Source organism: Rahnella sp. AA (assembly GCF_002834385.1).
Taxonomy (GTDB): Bacteria; Pseudomonadota; Gammaproteobacteria; order Enterobacterales; family Enterobacteriaceae; genus Rahnella.
Window position 1 is genome coordinate 131,245 of record NZ_PITQ01000001.1, and the last position, 17,010, is coordinate 148,254.

Annotated in this window: 16 protein-coding genes; 9 read left to right on the plus strand and 7 right to left on the minus strand. The window is 50.2% G+C overall.

Annotation, left to right across the window (positions count from 1 at the left end):
- Positions 1-107 precede the first annotated feature (107 nt).
- A complete protein-coding gene (gene tldD, locus CWS43_RS00590) occupies positions 108-1,553 on the plus strand; it encodes a metalloprotease TldD (protein WP_101074937.1) in 1,446 nt (481 codons plus the stop codon).
- A gap of 46 nt (positions 1,554-1,599) precedes the next feature.
- On the opposite strand, the gene aaeR is transcribed toward tldD, so the two are convergent.
- Complete coding sequence (aaeR, locus tag CWS43_RS00595) at positions 1,600-2,550, minus strand: HTH-type transcriptional activator AaeR (RefSeq protein ID WP_101074938.1); 951 nt, start codon at positions 2,548-2,550, stop codon at positions 1,600-1,602.
- Positions 2,551-2,836: 286 nt separating this feature from the next.
- On the opposite strand from aaeR, the gene aaeX reads away from it, so the two are divergent.
- From aaeX to aaeB, 3 genes are read left to right on the plus strand one after another with little or no spacing between them, the layout of a single operon-like run.
- Entirely contained in the window at positions 2,837-3,040 is a 204-nt protein-coding gene (gene aaeX / locus CWS43_RS00600) for a p-hydroxybenzoic acid efflux pump operon protein AaeX (RefSeq protein ID WP_101074939.1), read from the plus strand.
- Between the two features lie 7 nt (positions 3,041-3,047).
- Entirely contained in the window at positions 3,048-3,983 is a 936-nt protein-coding gene (gene aaeA / locus CWS43_RS00605; RefSeq protein ID WP_101074940.1) for a p-hydroxybenzoic acid efflux pump subunit AaeA, read from the plus strand.
- 10 nt (positions 3,984-3,993) lie between these two features.
- On the plus strand, positions 3,994-5,952 hold the full coding sequence (gene aaeB, locus CWS43_RS00610) for a p-hydroxybenzoic acid efflux pump subunit AaeB (RefSeq protein ID WP_101074941.1): 1,959 nt from the start codon (positions 3,994-3,996) through the stop codon (positions 5,950-5,952).
- A gap of 470 nt (positions 5,953-6,422) precedes the next feature.
- On the opposite strand, the gene CWS43_RS27445 is transcribed toward aaeB, so the two are convergent.
- Positions 6,423-6,926, minus strand: a complete 504-nt coding sequence (locus CWS43_RS27445; RefSeq protein WP_232776595.1) for a substrate-binding domain-containing protein — start codon at positions 6,924-6,926, stop codon at positions 6,423-6,425.
- On the minus strand, positions 6,923-7,327 hold the full coding sequence (locus CWS43_RS27450; RefSeq protein ID WP_232776597.1) for a LysR family transcriptional regulator: 405 nt from the start codon (positions 7,325-7,327) through the stop codon (positions 6,923-6,925). Before CWS43_RS27450 ends, CWS43_RS27445 begins: the two co-directional genes overlap by 4 nt.
- A 519-nt stretch (positions 7,328-7,846) precedes the next feature.
- Between CWS43_RS27450 and CWS43_RS00620 the strand changes: the two genes are divergently transcribed.
- The gene (locus CWS43_RS00620) at positions 7,847-9,025 is read left to right on the plus strand and encodes an MFS transporter (protein WP_101074942.1); all 1,179 of its coding nucleotides are present in this window, start codon (positions 7,847-7,849) and stop codon (positions 9,023-9,025) included.
- A 245-nt stretch (positions 9,026-9,270) separates the two neighbouring features.
- Here CWS43_RS00620 and CWS43_RS00625 read toward each other — a convergent pair whose 3' ends face one another.
- On the minus strand, positions 9,271-9,852 hold the full coding sequence (locus tag CWS43_RS00625) for a maltose acetyltransferase domain-containing protein (RefSeq protein WP_101074943.1): 582 nt from the start codon (positions 9,850-9,852) through the stop codon (positions 9,271-9,273).
- Positions 9,853-9,943: 91 nt separating this feature from the next.
- Positions 9,944-11,542, minus strand: a complete 1,599-nt coding sequence (locus CWS43_RS00630) for an APC family permease (protein WP_101074944.1) — start codon at positions 11,540-11,542, stop codon at positions 9,944-9,946.
- A gap of 555 nt (positions 11,543-12,097) precedes the next feature.
- Here CWS43_RS00630 and CWS43_RS00635 point away from each other — a divergent pair.
- Both CWS43_RS00635 and CWS43_RS00640 read left to right on the plus strand, forming a co-directional pair.
- A complete protein-coding gene (locus CWS43_RS00635) occupies positions 12,098-12,547 on the plus strand; it encodes a ribonuclease domain-containing protein (protein ID WP_101074945.1) in 450 nt (149 codons plus the stop codon).
- A gap of 5 nt (positions 12,548-12,552) precedes the next feature.
- Positions 12,553-12,846, plus strand: a complete 294-nt coding sequence (locus tag CWS43_RS00640; protein WP_101074946.1) for a barstar family protein — start codon at positions 12,553-12,555, stop codon at positions 12,844-12,846.
- A gap of 47 nt (positions 12,847-12,893) precedes the next feature.
- Here the strand turns inward: CWS43_RS00640 and yjgA are convergent, their stop codons facing one another.
- Positions 12,894-13,445, minus strand: coding sequence for a ribosome biogenesis factor YjgA (gene yjgA, locus CWS43_RS00645; protein WP_101074947.1), 552 nt, complete (start codon positions 13,443-13,445; stop codon positions 12,894-12,896).
- A gap of 216 nt (positions 13,446-13,661) precedes the next feature.
- Between yjgA and pmbA the strand changes: the two genes are divergently transcribed.
- Together pmbA and cybC are read left to right on the plus strand one after the other, a co-directional pair.
- Entirely contained in the window at positions 13,662-15,002 is a 1,341-nt protein-coding gene (gene pmbA, locus CWS43_RS00650) for a metalloprotease PmbA (protein WP_101074948.1), read from the plus strand.
- Between the two features lie 162 nt (positions 15,003-15,164).
- Entirely contained in the window at positions 15,165-15,551 is a 387-nt protein-coding gene (gene cybC / locus CWS43_RS00655) for a cytochrome b562 (protein ID WP_101074949.1), read from the plus strand.
- Positions 15,552-16,236: 685 nt separating this feature from the next.
- Here the strand turns inward: cybC and rnk are convergent.
- Positions 16,237-16,647 carry a nucleoside diphosphate kinase regulator gene (gene rnk, locus CWS43_RS00660; RefSeq protein WP_101074950.1) on the minus strand — a complete coding sequence of 137 codons (411 nt, stop codon included), beginning with the start codon at positions 16,645-16,647 and terminating at the stop codon, positions 16,237-16,239.
- Between the last annotated feature and the right edge of the window lie 363 nt (positions 16,648-17,010).

Here is a 17,010-nt window from a genome sequence, read left to right on the forward strand (position 1 = left end):
CTGTGTTAGGCTGTTAATAACCTTGTAACAATGGATTGTCTGGCGAGCTGGCGATTTATATCACGCCCGGCCCGCCGGATTTTCGTCTAAAAAGAGAGTGAACATCTATGAGTCTGGCCTTAGTCAGTGAGCAGTTACTAACTGCTAATAATCTGAGTCATCAGGATCTGTTTTCCGTTTTGGGCCAGTTGTCTGAACGTCGCCTCGATTATGCCGATCTCTTTTTCCAGTCCAGTTTTCATGAAGCCTGGGTGATCGAAGACAGCATCATTAAAGACGGTTCTTACAATATTGATCAGGGCGTTGGCGTCCGTGCGGTCAGTGGTGAAAAAACCGGTTTTGCTTACGCTGATCAAATCACGCTCAATGCTCTGAACCAAAGTGCCAACGCTGCCCGCAGCATCGTGCGCGAGCAGGGGAATGGCAAAGCGCATACGCTGGGTGAAATCGCGTATAAATCCCTTTATTCACCACTCGATCCGCTGCAAAGCCTGTCGCGTGAAGCCAAAATTGACCTGCTGCACCGCGTCGACAAAATTGCCCGCGCTGTCGATAAACGCGTGCAGGAAGTCAGCGCCAGCATTACCGGTGTCTATGAAACCGTGCTGGTCGCCGCAACCGACGGCACGCTGGCGGCAGATATCCGTCCGCTGGTGCGCCTGTCTGTCAGCGTGCTGGTCGAACAGGACGGTCGTCGTGAACGTGGTTCCAGCGGCGGCGGCGGTCGTGTCGGTTATGATTATTTCCTCGAAACCGTCAACGGTGAAGTGCGGGCCGAAGCCTTTGCCCGCGACGCCGTGCGTATGGCGTTGCTAAACCTGACTGCCGTGGCAGCACCTGCTGGCGGCATGCCTGTAGTGCTTGGCGCAGGCTGGCCGGGCGTGCTGTTGCACGAAGCGGTCGGGCACGGTCTCGAAGGTGATTTCAACCGTCGCGGAACGTCAGTCTTCAGCGGCCAGATGGGTAAACTCGTGGCTTCTGAGCTGTGTACGGTTGTTGATGACGGCACAATGCCAGGTCTGCGCGGATCGCTGGCCATCGACGATGAAGGCGTGCCGGGGCAATACAACGTGCTCATCGAAAACGGTGTGCTGAAAGGCTATATGCAGGACAAGCTGAATGCGCGCCTGATGGGCGTTGCGCCAACCGGTAATGGCCGCCGCGAATCCTATGCGCACCTGCCGATGCCGCGCATGACCAACACCTATATGCTGGCCGGCAAATCAACGCCGGAAGATATTATCAGCAGCGTGGAATACGGCTTGTATGCACCGAACTTTGGCGGCGGTCAGGTCGATATCACCTCCGGCAAATTCGTGTTCTCCACCTCTGAAGCCTATCTGATTGAAAAAGGCCGCATCACCAAACCGGTGAAAGGCGCAACGCTGATTGGTTCCGGCATCGAAGCGATGCAGCAGATTTCCATGGTCGGTAACGATCTGTCCATCGATAAAGGCGTGGGCGTGTGCGGTAAAGAAGGTCAGAGCCTTCCGGTCGGCGTCGGTCAGCCGACCCTGAAACTGGATAATCTGACGGTGGGTGGTACGGCATAAACTCAGATTTTTCAGTCATTAGTCTCCCTTTCACCGGGGAGGCTATTTATTTTCCCGTCGGGTTCCACTGTGTCCCTTTTTTCCCCTGCCGGTAGCCCTGATACACCTTGCTTACCCGTTTGAAATAGTCAGTCAGATAATCAATACAAACCTGCACTTTTAACGGCAGTTTGTCCTTTTCTGTGTACAGCGCGTAGACCGGTCTCGGGTCTGACTGATAGCTTCTGAAAAGAATTTCCACATCACCCGCGTTGATTTCCTCAATCACCCACATCAGCGGTACATAGGCGATGCCGACACCGGCTTTCAGCCAGCGGATCATGGTCTGCGAATCGTTGGTAACGAAGCGTCCCTGAGGCGTAATGCGTGTAGAAATGCCTTCAGGAGCAATAAGCTCAAACTCGCTGTCCGGGCGGACGCTGTATTCCAGCCACGAGAAATTCACCATATCGGCGGGCTTTTCCGGTGTACCGTGCTGTGCCAGATAGCTGCGCGCCGCGCATACCACCATTGGCATTGAGCCCAAACGGGTGGAAAACAGGCTGGAATCCTGCAACGCGCCTACGCGGATCACCACGTCCAGCCCGTCGGCTATTAAATCCGGTGCCGGAATACCGGTGACCAGATTCACCGTCAGGCCGGGGTATTCGGTCAGCATTTCAGCAGTCATCGCAGCAAGAACATTTTGTGCCATTGTCGATGAACTGCCGATGCGCAACGTACCGGTTGGCGTGTTGTTAAAGGCGTACAATTGTTCATGCACTTCGCGAACGTCATGCAACATTTTCCGGCAGCCCTGATAATAAAGTTTACCGGCTTCTGTCAGGCCGATACTGCGGGTGCTTCGGTTTAGTAGCTTGATTTGTAATTCATTTTCCAGTTTTGAAATCGTCTGGCTGATGGCGGAAACGCTCATCTCGAGGCGTCGTGCAGCCGCGGTAAAAGAACCGCTTTCCACCACCTGAGCAAAGATTGACATGCGTTTTAATCGGTCCATTGTTAACTCTGGCTTAAAAGTGATTTAGATCACAGAATGTTGATTACTTGATAATAAGCACGCTAATATACTCATCCGGGCGATAAAACTCAGGTTTCTAATTTCCTGAATCAATGCTTACCTTCGCACACTTCCCTGGCAACCCCACAGTTCCACCGAGCATTTCCCAGTGAATTATTTATCTCCGGGGATGCGTGGCATTGCCTAAAATAATGAATAATGCGTGCGCGGGGCGAGCAGGTCTGCCCGTAGTCACTGCTGCTGGTAATAATGTAAGGAATTTTTGATGAGTTTGCTTCCGGTAATGGTGATTTTCGGATTGTCGTTTCCTCCGGTATTTTTTGAAATACTGCTGGCGCTGGTGGTGTTTTTCCTGCTCCGGCGGTTATTACAACCGACAGGGATATATGACTTTGTCTGGCATCCGGCGTTGTTTAACACAGCTTTGTATTGCTGCCTTTTTTACCTGATCTCCTGCTTGTTCGTCTGAGGCCGTTGTGAAAAATTTTTCCATAAAAATAATACGTTATGTCATCACGCTGATCCTTGTCGTGCTGGCCGTCATCGCAATTTTCAAGGCCTGGGCGTTTTATACTGAATCGCCGTGGACCCGTGATGCCAAATTTACCGCTGACGTTGTGTCTATCGCTCCCGATGTCACCGGTCTGATTACCGATGTGCCGGTCATTGATAACCAGTTTGTGAAAAAAGAGCAGGTACTGTTCAAAATCGATCAGCCCCGCTATCAGCAGGCTCTGGACGAAGCGAGCGCTGACGTCGCTTATTATCAGGCGCTGGCCTCTGAGAAAAAACGTGAAGCCGGGCGCCGTGTGAAACTGGGCGTGCAGGCAATGTCGCAGGAAGAAATCGATCAGGCCAATAACGTCTTACAAACGGCTGAACATCAGTTAGCGAAAGCTCAGGCAGCGCGTGATCTGGCGGTACTGGATTTAGAGCGTACCGTGGTGGTTGCACCTGCTGATGGTTGGGTGACCAACCTCACGGTGCATCCGGGTAACTACATCAACCGGGGTTCTACGGCCGTGGCGCTGGTGAAGAAAAACTCTTTCTACATTCTGGCGTATCTGGAAGAGACCAAATTACCGGGCCTGAAGAAAGGTGACCGCGCAGAAATCACGCCGCTGGGCAGTAACCGCATCATGCACGGTACGGTAGACAGCGTTGCGGCTGCGGTGACCAACAGTTCTTCTTCTGCCGCGACCAATGGCCTGGCGACTATCGACAGCAACCTTGAGTGGGTGCGTCTGGCGCAGCGTGTGCCGGTTAAAATCCTGCTTGATGATGAAGACCAGCAACACCCTTATCCGGCAGGTACGACGGCAACCGTCGTGATTACCGGCAGTCATGATCGTAAACAAGATGAAGGTTCTCCGTTCCTTCGCCTCCTGCATCGTTTGAGAGAGTTTGGTTAAGGCCGCAAAGATGAATAGCGTACTTATCCCGCGCGTGCGTTTTGCCTGCAAGCTGACGTTCGCCATACTCGGTGCACTGGTGCTCGGGTTTTACTTGCAACTCGAAACCCCGCGCTGGTCTGCCATGACCGCGGCCATTGTGACCTCGGGGCCCGCGCTGGTGGCGGGTGGGGAACCTTTTGCCGGGGCTATTCGTCACCGTGGTTTCCTGCGTGTTATCGGGACGTTCATCGGCTGTCTTGCCGCGCTGGTGATTGTGATTGCCACCGCGCGCGCACCAGTTGTCATGCTGCTTTTATGCTGTATCTGGGCGGGTATCTGCACCTGGTGGTCCTCGCTGGTGCGGGTTGAAAACTCTTATGCGCTGGGACTGGCGGGTTATACCGCGTTGATTATCGTGGTCACGTCCGCCAGTACGCCGTTACAGACTCCGCAGTTTGCGGTTGAACGTTGCAGCGAAATTGTGATTGGGATTTGCTGTGCGATCGTCGCCGACCTGCTGTTTTCTCCACGTTCTATCAAAAAAGATATCGACCGCGCGGTTAGCCAGCTGATGCTTGATCAGTTCGCGCTGATGCGTATTTGCGTGAATAACGCAACGAAAGAAGAAATAGATAAGTCGTGGAATAATCTGGTGAAAAGTACCACGGCCCTGAATGGGATGCGTAACAGCCTGATGATGGAATCATCCCGCTGGCAGCGCTGTAACCGTCGCCTGAAAGCATTGCATAGCACGTCGCTGAGCATGATCACGCAGGCGTGCGAAACTTACCTGATTATGCAAACTACGCCGGAGCGGCTTTCCCCTGAACTGAAAGAGATGTTCGATAAGCCTGCAGAAAACGTGGCGGATGTTCACCGCCGGCTCAAACAGTTGCGCCAGATCGTTGCCGGTATGCACAGTGATAACGTGCTGGTCACTGTCAGTGCGTGGGCGGGCGCAGGCACCCGTGCGTTGTTGTTGGTGAAAGGTATTCAGACCAACAGCAGTATTAGCAGCATTGAAAGCAGTGTGCTGGATGGCGAGGTTGTCGTGCGGCCTGCGTCAGCCGAGCGCCATCATGCGATGGTCAATGGCCTGCGGACGTTTATCGCCACGGCGATCGGTTGCCTGATGTGGTTGTGGACCGGCTGGACGTCAGGCAGTGGTTGCGTCGTCATTATCGCTGTTGTGACTTCGCTCGCCATGCGTACGCCGAACCCGAAAGGGATGGCGATGGACTTTATTGTCGGCATGCTGCTGGCGATACCGGTTGGCTCAATGATGTTCATGCTGATCATGCCCGCGACGCAGCAAAGCTTGTTCCTGTTATGTCTGATGCTGGGCATTTTTACTTTCTTTATTGGCATTGAGGTGACGAAACGGCGTCTTGGCATGCTCGGGCTGCTGGCGGGTACTATCAACATTCTGGTGCTCAGCAACCCGATGGTGTTCAACGTGACGTCATTTCTCGATAACGCGACAGGCCAGGCGATTGGGACTGTCATTGCGATGGCCGTATTGCTGATTGTTCGCGATAAATCTCGTGAAAAAACCGGCCGCACGCTGCTTAACCGCTTTATGAGCAGTGCGGTATCCGCGCTGACGACCAAAGCGTACCGCCGTCGGGAAAATCATCTTCCGGCGCTCTATCATCAGCTGAACCAACTGCTGGTGATGTTCCCGAATGACATCGGGAAATACCGTCTGGCGTTGCAACTGATCATTGCGCATCAGCGCATGAAGATGGCAGAAATACCGGCCAGCGATGAGCTTTCGGCATTCCATAAGAAAATCCGTAACACGGCAGATCATGTGGTGTCGTCATCCGGTGAAGGTAAACGCACCTATTATTATCAGCGTTTGCTGAAGGAACTTGGCGAGTATCAGGAAAAGCTGGTCGAATATGATGCCCCGCTAAAAGTCACCGAACCGGTGCGGCGTCTGACGGATATGCTGCATCGTTATCAGCATTCATTTCTGGCCTGACCGGAAGAGAATTAAAAAAATAGCGTGCCGGATAAATATCCGGCGTAAATTTCTTTACCTGATTTCATGTCTTCAGGCTCCTGGATACTTATCTAAGGATGATAATTGTGTTGGAAGCATCGGCATTACCAAGTATTACCTATGCAAAAGGTCGGTTTTTTGAGTGACCCTGACCCAAATGCCATCCTGGGGTTAAATTCCTAACCCTTAACGATATTGCTGATGACTTTGCAAAACGTAGTCCACGTAAAAAATAACTCAAGATTTTCAGAGTAAGTAGTTCAAATATTTATTGAAAATTATCATTTTCAAACACCTGATGCACTGCATTGGGTGTTTGGGTATACCTCCGATGGGTATAATTCCTTGGTTAAGGAATGTCCTGATAACACTAATATATGTCCAGAACATTCCATTTTTTCTCTGATTTTAAGCAATCATATAGTGTATTTCTGAATTTTTATTAGAGGTTAGTTCGGCTCAAAAATGCCCGTTTCTGCAATGCTTAAAATGTGTTCTTTAATAAACATGACTCTTGGTTGGCGTAATGCGGATTCGTTCCAAACTAAATAAATATCGTTTTCAGGCATTTTTACACCGATATTAATTTGTATAATCCTCCCTGCAGCGATCTCTTCCTGGCACAAGTATTCAGGCATAACGGTCCAGCCGCTATGTTCACGAATCATTCTTTCTACAATACGCAAGTCTGGAACTGTGATGGAGGCTTGCATATTGGTCACAGCTCCAAAAAGTTGCTGAAAAACTTCCCGGATTAATGGTAATTGTTCGTCATAGGCTATCAGAGGTAGGCTTTCTAATAATTTTGCTGTAACTTCTTTTTCTTTAAAATAAGTCGCCATTGTTGCTGAAGCCACGATTATAAGTTTCTCTTTCCCTATAACTTTATACCCAAATTTTTGAGCATCAGGTTTTGATGTCGTTATTGCTATCTGGCTTATACCATCGTTCAAGCTTGCATATATTTTTTTCTATCTCCAGTAAGTAACTTAAATCTGAGTTCATTATGGACAACAGGCGAAAATAGCTTTGCGGATTTAGCCCAGAGTAGTTCTGCTGGGCCAATGATAGTAACAACACCAGATATTTTTTTCCTCCGACCACGCATTAAGGTAAGTTTTGCTTCAATTGCATCAAGATTGTGACCAATATGCCTTGCCAGTTCATCGGCTTCAGCTGTAGGAATAACCCCATGTGATCGGCGGGTAAAAAGCACACTTCCTGTAAGTGATTCAAGAGAGTGAACATGTGAAGAGACAGCAGGTTGGCTTATGCCAAGTTGGTTTGCTGCTTTTGAAATTGACCCCGCCCGGTAAACATCGAGAAAACTGCGTAGTTGAACCAGGTAGCTCATTTTATTTCCTAATGTTAACAATATGTTGGTTAGTAGGTCTGTTTAATTTTGTGCCTTGCGATTGCTGGTCGTGAATTTATTTTTCAACTCATTTTAATTATACAATTCAATTAGTTATATTCTGATGTGATTTCATTTCTGATTACAATTAATAATCAATAGACAGGTCTGGTGTTCAGTTTCAGTAGCATGGAAAAGATGTCTGTTTTTTAGGTGGGGAATATTTTCCCCTTCACAAAAATTAATTTTTATTGGTGTGAATGTGGTTTTTGTTCATTGAAATTCATCTCCTATATCGAAAAGTGCAGATCAGTCATGGAATCATGCAGAATAATTATCATATCCATAAGGTTTTCGGCTTAGTTGTATGTTGTACTCCTCACGCTATTAAAAACCACTGATATAATCATATATTAGTTCTCATCGAAATTTTTATTATTATTGTTATACCACTATTCATAATACATTCCGGGATGTTGCCAGCGAGCAAAAGCCTTTTTACTTCCCGGGGATTTTAAAATGCCTCTTGTTATTTATGTTTTCTCTCTGTGCGCTTTCGCATTAGGGTTGACTGAATTTTTGGTTATTGGTTTGGTTTCTGTTATTTCTGCTGACTTGCATTCTTCCATTGAATCAGTAGGGCTGACGGTAACGGCATATGCAATTGGGGCAACCATAGGTGCTCCTTTTTTGACGGCATTGACTTCAAAGTGGTCGCGTAAGACATTGATGTTAGTAACAATGATTGTTTTTTCAGCTGGTAGTCTTGCGGCAACATTATCTATTAACATTCATATGATGTTGATTTCGAGATTTATTGCCGGTTTGGCCCACGGTCTGTTTTTGGCTGTCTCTGCCAGCGTGGCGATTCAGCTCGTTGTTCCCGAAAAGAGAGGCGCCGCAGTTGCCCGTGTATTTGCAGGGTTAACGTTGGCTTTAGCATTCGGTGTGCCTTTGGGCACGTATTTGGGAAGTCTTATTTCGTGGCAGTCAAGTTTCATGTCGGTAACAATTTGTGGGATTATCGGGCTTTTGGGATTATTTTTCCTGATGCCTGATATTCAGGTAGAAAGTCCAGAGGGTATGGGAGAACCCTTAGACGCGTTAAGAAATATTTTTAATCCAACTTTATTGTTAGGTGCACTAATTACCGTTTTTGGGTATACAGGTGCATTTACTCTGTATACGTATATCTCTCCCCTGCTTTTAGAAATCACAAAGGTCAGCATGCCCGTCGCAAGTTCTATGATGCTGATTTATGGTTTTTTTGCAGCTATTGGTAACATATTGGGTGGGAAATTATCTGATAGCCTGGGCGTAGATAAGGCAGTAGCCTGGATTATGCTGTCTCTTGCTCTAACGTTGGTGGGTATTAATTTCTTTGCCATGAACATGACTATTATGTGTATATTTATTGGGGGGATGGGGGCCATCTCATACGCTGCTGTTCCTGCTATGCAAACAAGGGTTATATCGATCGCTCATCGCTATGTGCCTGGCGCAGTTCCCGTCGCTTCAGGGTTGAATATTGCCGGATTTAATTCCGGGATTGCATTGGGTTCTTTACTGGGTGGATTTATAATCACAACGGTTGGGATTCAGTATCTGGCAATTGGAGGAGCAGTGATTACTTTTTCTGGTCTGCTGGTTCTTATACTTTTCCCTATATCTAAAAAGCCTGTGAGTAATGAAATCTAAACGATCTCCCTTTTGCTCAAATGAAGTTTAGGTCTTATCGGTATTAACCGCATACCAGCAAATTATTACCTGGATTTTGGACAACACAAGATATTCAATCATCCATCCTGTTGAGCAGAGTGTGTATTGAGACCGGCTGGTGAGCCTCAATACGTACTTTGTTTTGAAATAACATCGCGGGGGCGGCTTTAAGAACGGCCATTCCGTATAGGGCTTTGCAGCCCTTTTCTATTGTGTTTCCCCATTCATTCTTCAAACACCTCGCGATCTTTCGCCGTTATCTTACGTATAACCCGGCACGGTACACCTGCTGCGACAACATCCGGTGGAATGGATTTTGTGACGACGCTGCCCGCACCAATCACGCTGTTACGGCCGATAGTGACACCCGGATTTACAATCACGCCAGTACCCAGCCAGACGTTATCTTCGATGACAACCGGCAGGGAAAACTGTTGCCCGGTGGCGCGGATTTCCGGGTCTATCGGGTGTCCGGCCGTCGCGAGTGTGACGTTCGGCGCCATCATCACGTTATCGCCAATGGTCACGGTGGCGTCATCGACCACCGTGAGATTGAAGTTAGCGTAAAAGTGATTGCCAATATGAATATGCGTGCCGTAAGCGACACGCAGCGGCGGCTCTATCCAGCAGGATTCTCCCAGGCTGCCCATGATATTTTTGAGCAGCCGCTGGCGTTTTTCCTCCTCGCACGGACGCGTGTGGTTGAAATCATACACCCGCTCTTTTCCTGCCTGCCGCTCTTGCGGTAATCCTTCACCCATGTCTGTATACAGCTCGCCGATATTCATTTTTTCGCGCGTCGACATCATTTCTTCCTTTGCAAGATTAACGGGCCAATGCCTGCAGTTTACTCACCTGAAAAAGAAATGTGAACGTACGACAATTATCACCGCCTAACTATGCGACACGGGTCTCACGAGGACGGCTAACCGATGTATCGTCTTCCTCTTCTTCCTGCGGGATTTCCAGTTTTTCATGCCCTGAAGCGATGCCCCAGTAATAGCAAACCAGCGTGACCACGACGACCAGTATCATATCCAGCGGGCTGGATATCGCTCCGGTTCCACCGTATGTACCGAAGTAAGACAGGATGAAAATAGCGACGTAATATGCCAGAAGCCACCATGCGCTCTGCACATCGCGTTTGAAGTGCTGATCTTTCTTGCCAAATAATACATACGCCACCCACGCGATGACCAGTATCGGGATCAGCAATTCATTCACTGACCAGCCACTCCAGTAAACCAGCAGGGTGCTGGCTAAAAATGCCAGCGGACTGAGCAAACCGAATACGGGAAGTTTGAATGGACGCTTCAGTGCCGGTAACCGTGAGCGCATAACACCTGCGTTGATTGGCCCCGGCATATAAGTGAATACGGTTGCGGAGGTAACTGCACCGATAAGCCCGCCCCAAACCTGGAATTCAGACGGCAGTGTCCAGGCGATGGCCAGTATCAGTGACAACCAGAGCGCACCGCGTGGCACGCCTGATTTCGGGTCAACTTTGGCGAAAACAGAGAACAGATGGCCGTTCTTCGCCCAGGCAAACAACACCCGCGACGCGCCGGCCAGATAAATATTCCCGGTGCCGGCAGGAGAAATAACGGCATCGATCAAAATCAGGTTAATCAGCCAGGTAATCCCCAGGCTGCGTGCCAGATCGGCATACGGTGACTGGAAGATAGTTTTCAGACCGACCCAACCATGAGCGCTGAGAATGTCGGACGGCACTGCGCCCATGAAAGCGAACTGCAATAAAATATAGATAACAAAGCTGATGCCAATCGCGAGCATGATAGCGATCGGAATATTGCGCTGCGGGTTTTTCGCCTCGCTGGCGAAATCGACCGCCTGTCGAAAGCCAAGGTACGCAAAAACGATACCCGCACCGGTCAGCGAGGAAAAGATCCCGTGTACACCGCCCGGCGCAGTCCCTGGCACGCGCAGATTGCCGCCGTGAAAATAGCCGAACAACGTCACAATCACCATCAGCGGTACAATGAATTTGAACGTCGTGATGATGGTATTGATACGTCCGAAGAAACTGACGCTCCAGTAATTAAGCAGGAAAAAACACACCAGCAGAATGATTTGCATGACGAAGCCAAGACCGGTCGGGCTGCCGTCGGTTTGCCCTAATGCCGGCCACCAGTACATTGCGTACTGACGCACCGCTTCCACTTCGACCCCTGCGGTGCTGGTGTACGCCAGCAGAGAGCTGACACCAATCACAAAGCCGACCACGTTGCCGTGTGTGTAATTTGGGTAACGCACAAACCCGCCTGCCCGCGGAATAGCTGCCGACAATTCAGCGAAGACCAACCCGATCAGCAACACCATTACGGCACCCAGCAGCCAGGCCCATCCGGTTAATCCGCCCGCGTAGCCGGAACTGGTCAGTGCCGCGTACAACCATCCTGAGCCGATCATTGAGCCGACACCAAGTAAGGTCAGATCCACCAGGCCTAATTTTTTTTTCAAAGTCCCCTGAGTCATAGAATCCTCTTTAGGGTTGAATTTTTGAGAAGACGACAGAAACGTTCGCTGCCAAAAAAGGAATTGCACCAGCGTATGGATCCCGATGCAGTGAGGTATTGAGCATGAATCGTGCCAGTAGTGTGACTTACATCACGTTCTGGCGCTGAGGGATAAAATCACACTGTGCTTATGGTTTGCATGCTATCTGATGGCGCAAAAAAAGCCTGAAGAGGGTCACATGGTGCACCTGCAGGGTGCAGGCGGGTGTTGTGATTGTGTGGTGTTTTATATAAATATCAGAATAAAAATCCACTGTAACTGAATGTTACAAGCATGGAACGCTGAAACCCTTTTGGCATCGCCTTCTTTTTTAGAGGCTATACTTACTACCCGTTCATGCTTTGTACGGCATCAATTACGAGGGTTTCCTGCATCCGCCGTGATCAAAACGGTCAGTGCATCCTTTTATTCAGGAGCGGTTATCAGGAAATTTGTAACCCGGCTTTCCTGATAACCGGTTTTAGGAAACAATAAACAGAACGGTTCGTTTCTGTTTATGTATAAAGGACGTCAATGAAGGTATTTAACGGGTTGTACTTGCGTAATCTGATGCTGGCCGTGGCCGTTATACTGGGGCTGGCCGGTGTTGCCGGGCAAGTTGTCGCAAAATCGACATACAATCAGGGCACAATCGTTTCGGGCACCGATGAGCAAACGGTGGTGAGCTATTTGCGCCAAAATCACAGACTACCTGAATACTACATCACCAAGAAAAAGGCACGGGAAGCGGGCTGGGATGCGCGTGCAGGAAATCTGTGCGACGTCTTGCCGGGAAAAGCCATCGGCGGGGATCGTTTCTCAAACCGGGAAGGGCGTTTGCCGGCGGCTAACAAACGCGTATGGCGTGAGGCAGATATCAACTATCGCTGCGGACGCCGCGGCGCTGACCGCGTGCTGTTTGCCAGCGACGGACTGATTTATGTCAGCCGTAACCATTATCAGAATTTTGTTCGGGTGGAGTAATGTCGATGAAAAAAGTGAGCTTCGATTTTAATCACATCCCGGATTTACCCGCATTCTACGGCGAGTTTGCCCGTCAGTTTGAACTGACCGACGAATTCGGCGCGAATCTGGACGCACTCTGGGACGAGGTGACCGGCGCAATAGCGCTACCGGTTGAAATTGATTTCTTAAATCTGAACGCAAGCCGCAAACGGCGCTTTGGTGCGTTGATTCTGCTGTTTGAAGAGGCGGAAGAAGAACTGGAAGGCGAGCTGCGGCTGAACCTGCTGGAAAAACCTGCCGCGAAAGCGAAAGGGTAAAAAGAAAAAACCCGCCATTTCGGTGACTCATAAGGCGGGTTTTTATTTTAGTCCTGGCCTTCAGCCAGTTCGCGCAGATACTGGAAAATCTGGCGGTAAGATTTTGGCGGCTTGTTCGTCGCTTTCTCTTTTTGCGCGTTGCGGATCAGCGCGCGAAGTTGCTGACGGTCAGCTTCCGGATAGAGAACTAAAACGGAAGGAATGACATCGTCGCCTTCTTCGACCAGACGGTCACGCAGCATTTCCAGTTTATGGAACAGCGAAACCTGCTGGTTGTGGCGGTTTTTCAGTTTATCCAGCGCGGTCTGGATCGGCTCAACGTCACGGGAACGCAGCATTTTACCGATCAGCTGCATCTGGCGGCGACGGCCTTCTTTCTTGATCTTCTGCGCAAGATTGATGGCAGCGCGGAGATCTTCATCCAGCGGCAATTTGTCGAGCGAGTTATTACCCAGATCAACCATTTCTGCACCGAGATCTTTCAGCGCCTCGGCGTCACGTTTGATTTCACTTTTACTGACCCAGATGATCTCATCATCTTCTTCGTTCGCGTTGTTATCCGGAACGTCGTCGTGCCAGTCGTCAATTTTCTTTGTCATGGGCGCTTCCTCTTAACGAGGTAATCCTGTCAGTTTGATTGTGCTTTATTGCTTCGGCCGCATTATGCCACAGTCCTCTATATTCTGTTGCAACTTCGGTTTAACACTGTCGGACTGAAAGCGAAATTATGGCGAGTCTCTGTTAGACTCAAAGGTATTCGTTTTCATAAAGCAGTGTAGAACAATCCCTTTTATCTCATAAGCGATGGCATGCCGATGAACGTAGTCAATCAAGTTGCGCAGCAGCGTAAAACCCTGGAACAGGCCGTATCTCAGGCACTGGAGCTGGCGAAAGCAGGCTCAGACGCCGCGGAAGTTGCGGTCAGCAAAACCACCGGTATCGGCGTCAGCACGCGTTTTGGCGAAGTTGAGAACGTAGAATTCAACAGCGATGGTGCGCTAGGCATCACTGTGTATTACCAGAACCGTAAGGGCAGTGCGTCTTCCACCGATTTAAGCCCGGATGCAATTTCCCGCACCGTGCAGGCTGCGCTGGATATCGCCCGTTATACGTCACCGGATCCGTTCGCGGGCGTGGCGGATAAGGAAATGCTGGCCTTCGATGCGCCGGATTTGGATCTTTTCCACCCGGAAGAGCTGGATCCGGATCGCAGTATCGAACTGGCCGCGCGCGCTGAACAGGCCGCGCTGAAAGCCGATAAACGCATCACCAATACCGAAGGCGGCAGTTTCAACAGCCACTACGGCATCCGCGTTTTCGGCAACAGCCACGGCATGTTGCAGAGCTATTGCTCGACGCGTCACTCCATTTCTGCGTCGGTTATTGCCGAGCATGAAGGCGATATGGAACGCGATTACGCCTATTCCATCGCCCGTAAAATGAGCGACCTGAAAGACCCTGAATGGGTTGGCGAAGAGTGCGCACGCCGCACGTTGTCGCGCCTGGCTCCGCGTAAGTTACCGACCATGCAGGCGCCGGTTCTGTTCGCGTCTGAAGTCGCGACTGGCCTCTTCGGGCATCTTGTCGGCGCGATCAGCGGCGGCAGCATTTACCGTAAATCGTCATTCCTGCTCGACAGCCTCGGCAAGCAAATTCTGCCGGAATGGCTGACCATTGAAGAGCATCCGCATCTGCTGCAAGGTCTGGCTTCGACGCCGTTCGACAGCGAAGGTGTGCGCACCGAACGCCGTGACATCGTCAAAGACGGCGTGCTGCAAAACTGGCTGATGACCTGTTATTCCGCGCGTAAGCTCGGTCTGCAAACCACCGGCCATGCGGGCGGCATCCACAACTGGCGCATTGCCGGTCAGGGTGACGACTTCGCCGGTATGCTGCGTAAGCTCGACAAAGGTCTGGTTGTTACCGAACTGATGGGACAGGGCGTCAGCGGCGTGACCGGTGACTATTCCCGCGGTGCGGCAGGTTTCTGGGTCGAGAATGGCGAGATCCAGTATCCGGTGAGCGAAATCACTATCGCCGGTAATCTGAAAGACATGTGGCGCAATATGGTTGCCATCGGCAGCGATATTGAAACCCGCAGCAATATTCAGTGCGGCTCCGTACTGTTGCCTGCGATGAAAATCGCCGGCGAATAATCCTGACTTAAAGGCAGCGATCGCCCGATCGCTGCTTCCTTCTTTACTACCTTTCTTTACAAAAAATTCATCCCGTTTTCCTCTCTCTCAGCCTATTTTTATAAAGCCTTACAAGCAATGTCGTTTTAACTAACAAATAAATAACAATAGAGAGAAAAGAATATGCGCAAACAACTGATGGCGTTGGCGGTAATAGCCCTGTTAGGAAGCAGTACGGCGGTTCTGGCCGCAGATTTAGAAACGGACATGGACACGATTGCCGATAACTACAGCAAAGTGCTGAAGACCAGCGATCAGGCAGAACTGACGACCAGCCTGGCGAACATGAAAGCGGCAGCGGAAGACGCGAAAAAAGCCACACCGCCGAAGCTGAAAGGCAAAGCGCCGGACAGCCCTGAGATTCAGGATTACCACAAGGGGCTGGATACGCTGATTGGGCAGATTGATTCGGCATCAGCGTTGGCGAAAGCCGGCAAGGTAGATGAAGCGAAGAAAGAAGCCGAAGGGTTCAAGGCTACGCGTAATGAGAACCACAAGAAGTTTAAATAAGCAGATGGCCGCTGCTTGAGGCGGCTTTTCATGCTGATAGCAGCGTAAGTTTCGGTTTCTCAATAACGGTTATCACATGGCCTTTCGCGCCGAAACCGAGCAGAGAGGAAAGTGCTTTTCCTCTCTGCACTCTCCTCGCTTTTTTTACTGCGCGCTACCGCTGGCTGGCTATGTTTCAGTTGCCATAATTATTGCCGCGAAATCTTGCCGCTGCGCGGTTCCCTTACTCGGTTTCGAGCCATGGGTCTCGAAACTCTCGCTCGGCAAACTTTCTGAAAGCGGCTAGAGGCTTTTATAAAAGACAAAGTCATAGTGATTCTTAGATCAAAATTAGTGAGGTTGTGAATTAGAAAGTATCTGGCCGCTTTCAAAACGACGTCGAATGAGTGGTGAGAAACGGCGCGGGTCATTTTCGCGTTGGTTCGAACCCGAAGTGAGAGAACCGCGCAGCGGCGGCGTTTGCGGCACTAGCCGTAGTTGCTGAAACATAGTTAGCGAGCGACAGCGCGCAGTGAAAGAGCCGGAGATTTTTAAGAGGCGCGGCGATAGGCGCCTCTTAAAGCCAGTGTGGGTGGCAACCCACGACCTTGACCTTAAAGCCAGTTTGGGTGGCAGCCCAAGGTTTTGACCTGGGTGGTAACTCAAGGTTGACAGTAAAAGCCGCCATTGCAGCGGCCTCTGCAAATTAACGCCGTAATTCCCCTGCCGCCTCCGGCTGATACAACAACTCCAGTACCTCGATCCGGCTGTCTTCTCCGTTCGGCATCTTCCATGTGATACTTCCACCCACGCGCAAGCCCAGCAACGCTGCACCAAGCGGCGCCATCACGGAAAGCTGTTCGTTGCTGTCTTTCAGCGCCGCAGGATAGACCAGCGTACGGATGTGCTCTTCGCCTTCTTTACCTTCCGTAAAGCGAACCTTGCTGTTCATCGTTACCACGTCGGTCGGGATCTGCTCGGGCGGCAAAATCTCTGCGCGATCTAACTCTTCATTCAGTGCATCGGCCACCGGGCTGCTGGCAAAAGCCGGTTGCGCCAGCAGTGTATCTAGGCGTTCTGCGTCAAGTTCGCTGATGATCAGTGTCGGTTTACTCATAACATTCTCCATGGTTCCTTTTGCATCACCCGCTTCATGCGTGTGGGGTGCCGGTCGGCAAAAAACAACACCCCCGCGGGTGAGCGCGGGGGTGTCAGTGTTCTGCATGTGTTCTTTGATACTAGGCACTCTTTAAGCGAAATGAAAGCGTTGTGAGGGAATTAATCCGCATTGCGAAAAATCCGATTACCAGTGAAATACGCTGCTACAGGCGGTAATACTCAGTGATATGACGACTTAACTTTTTGTTTTGCGAATTAGATCTGCTCAGCTCACCGTATTTCCACTTCGAACTGGAAAAAGACCCTCTACACAGGAACTCTCTCCAGGGTTAGGGTAAAGACAGACGAAATCAACGGCTGA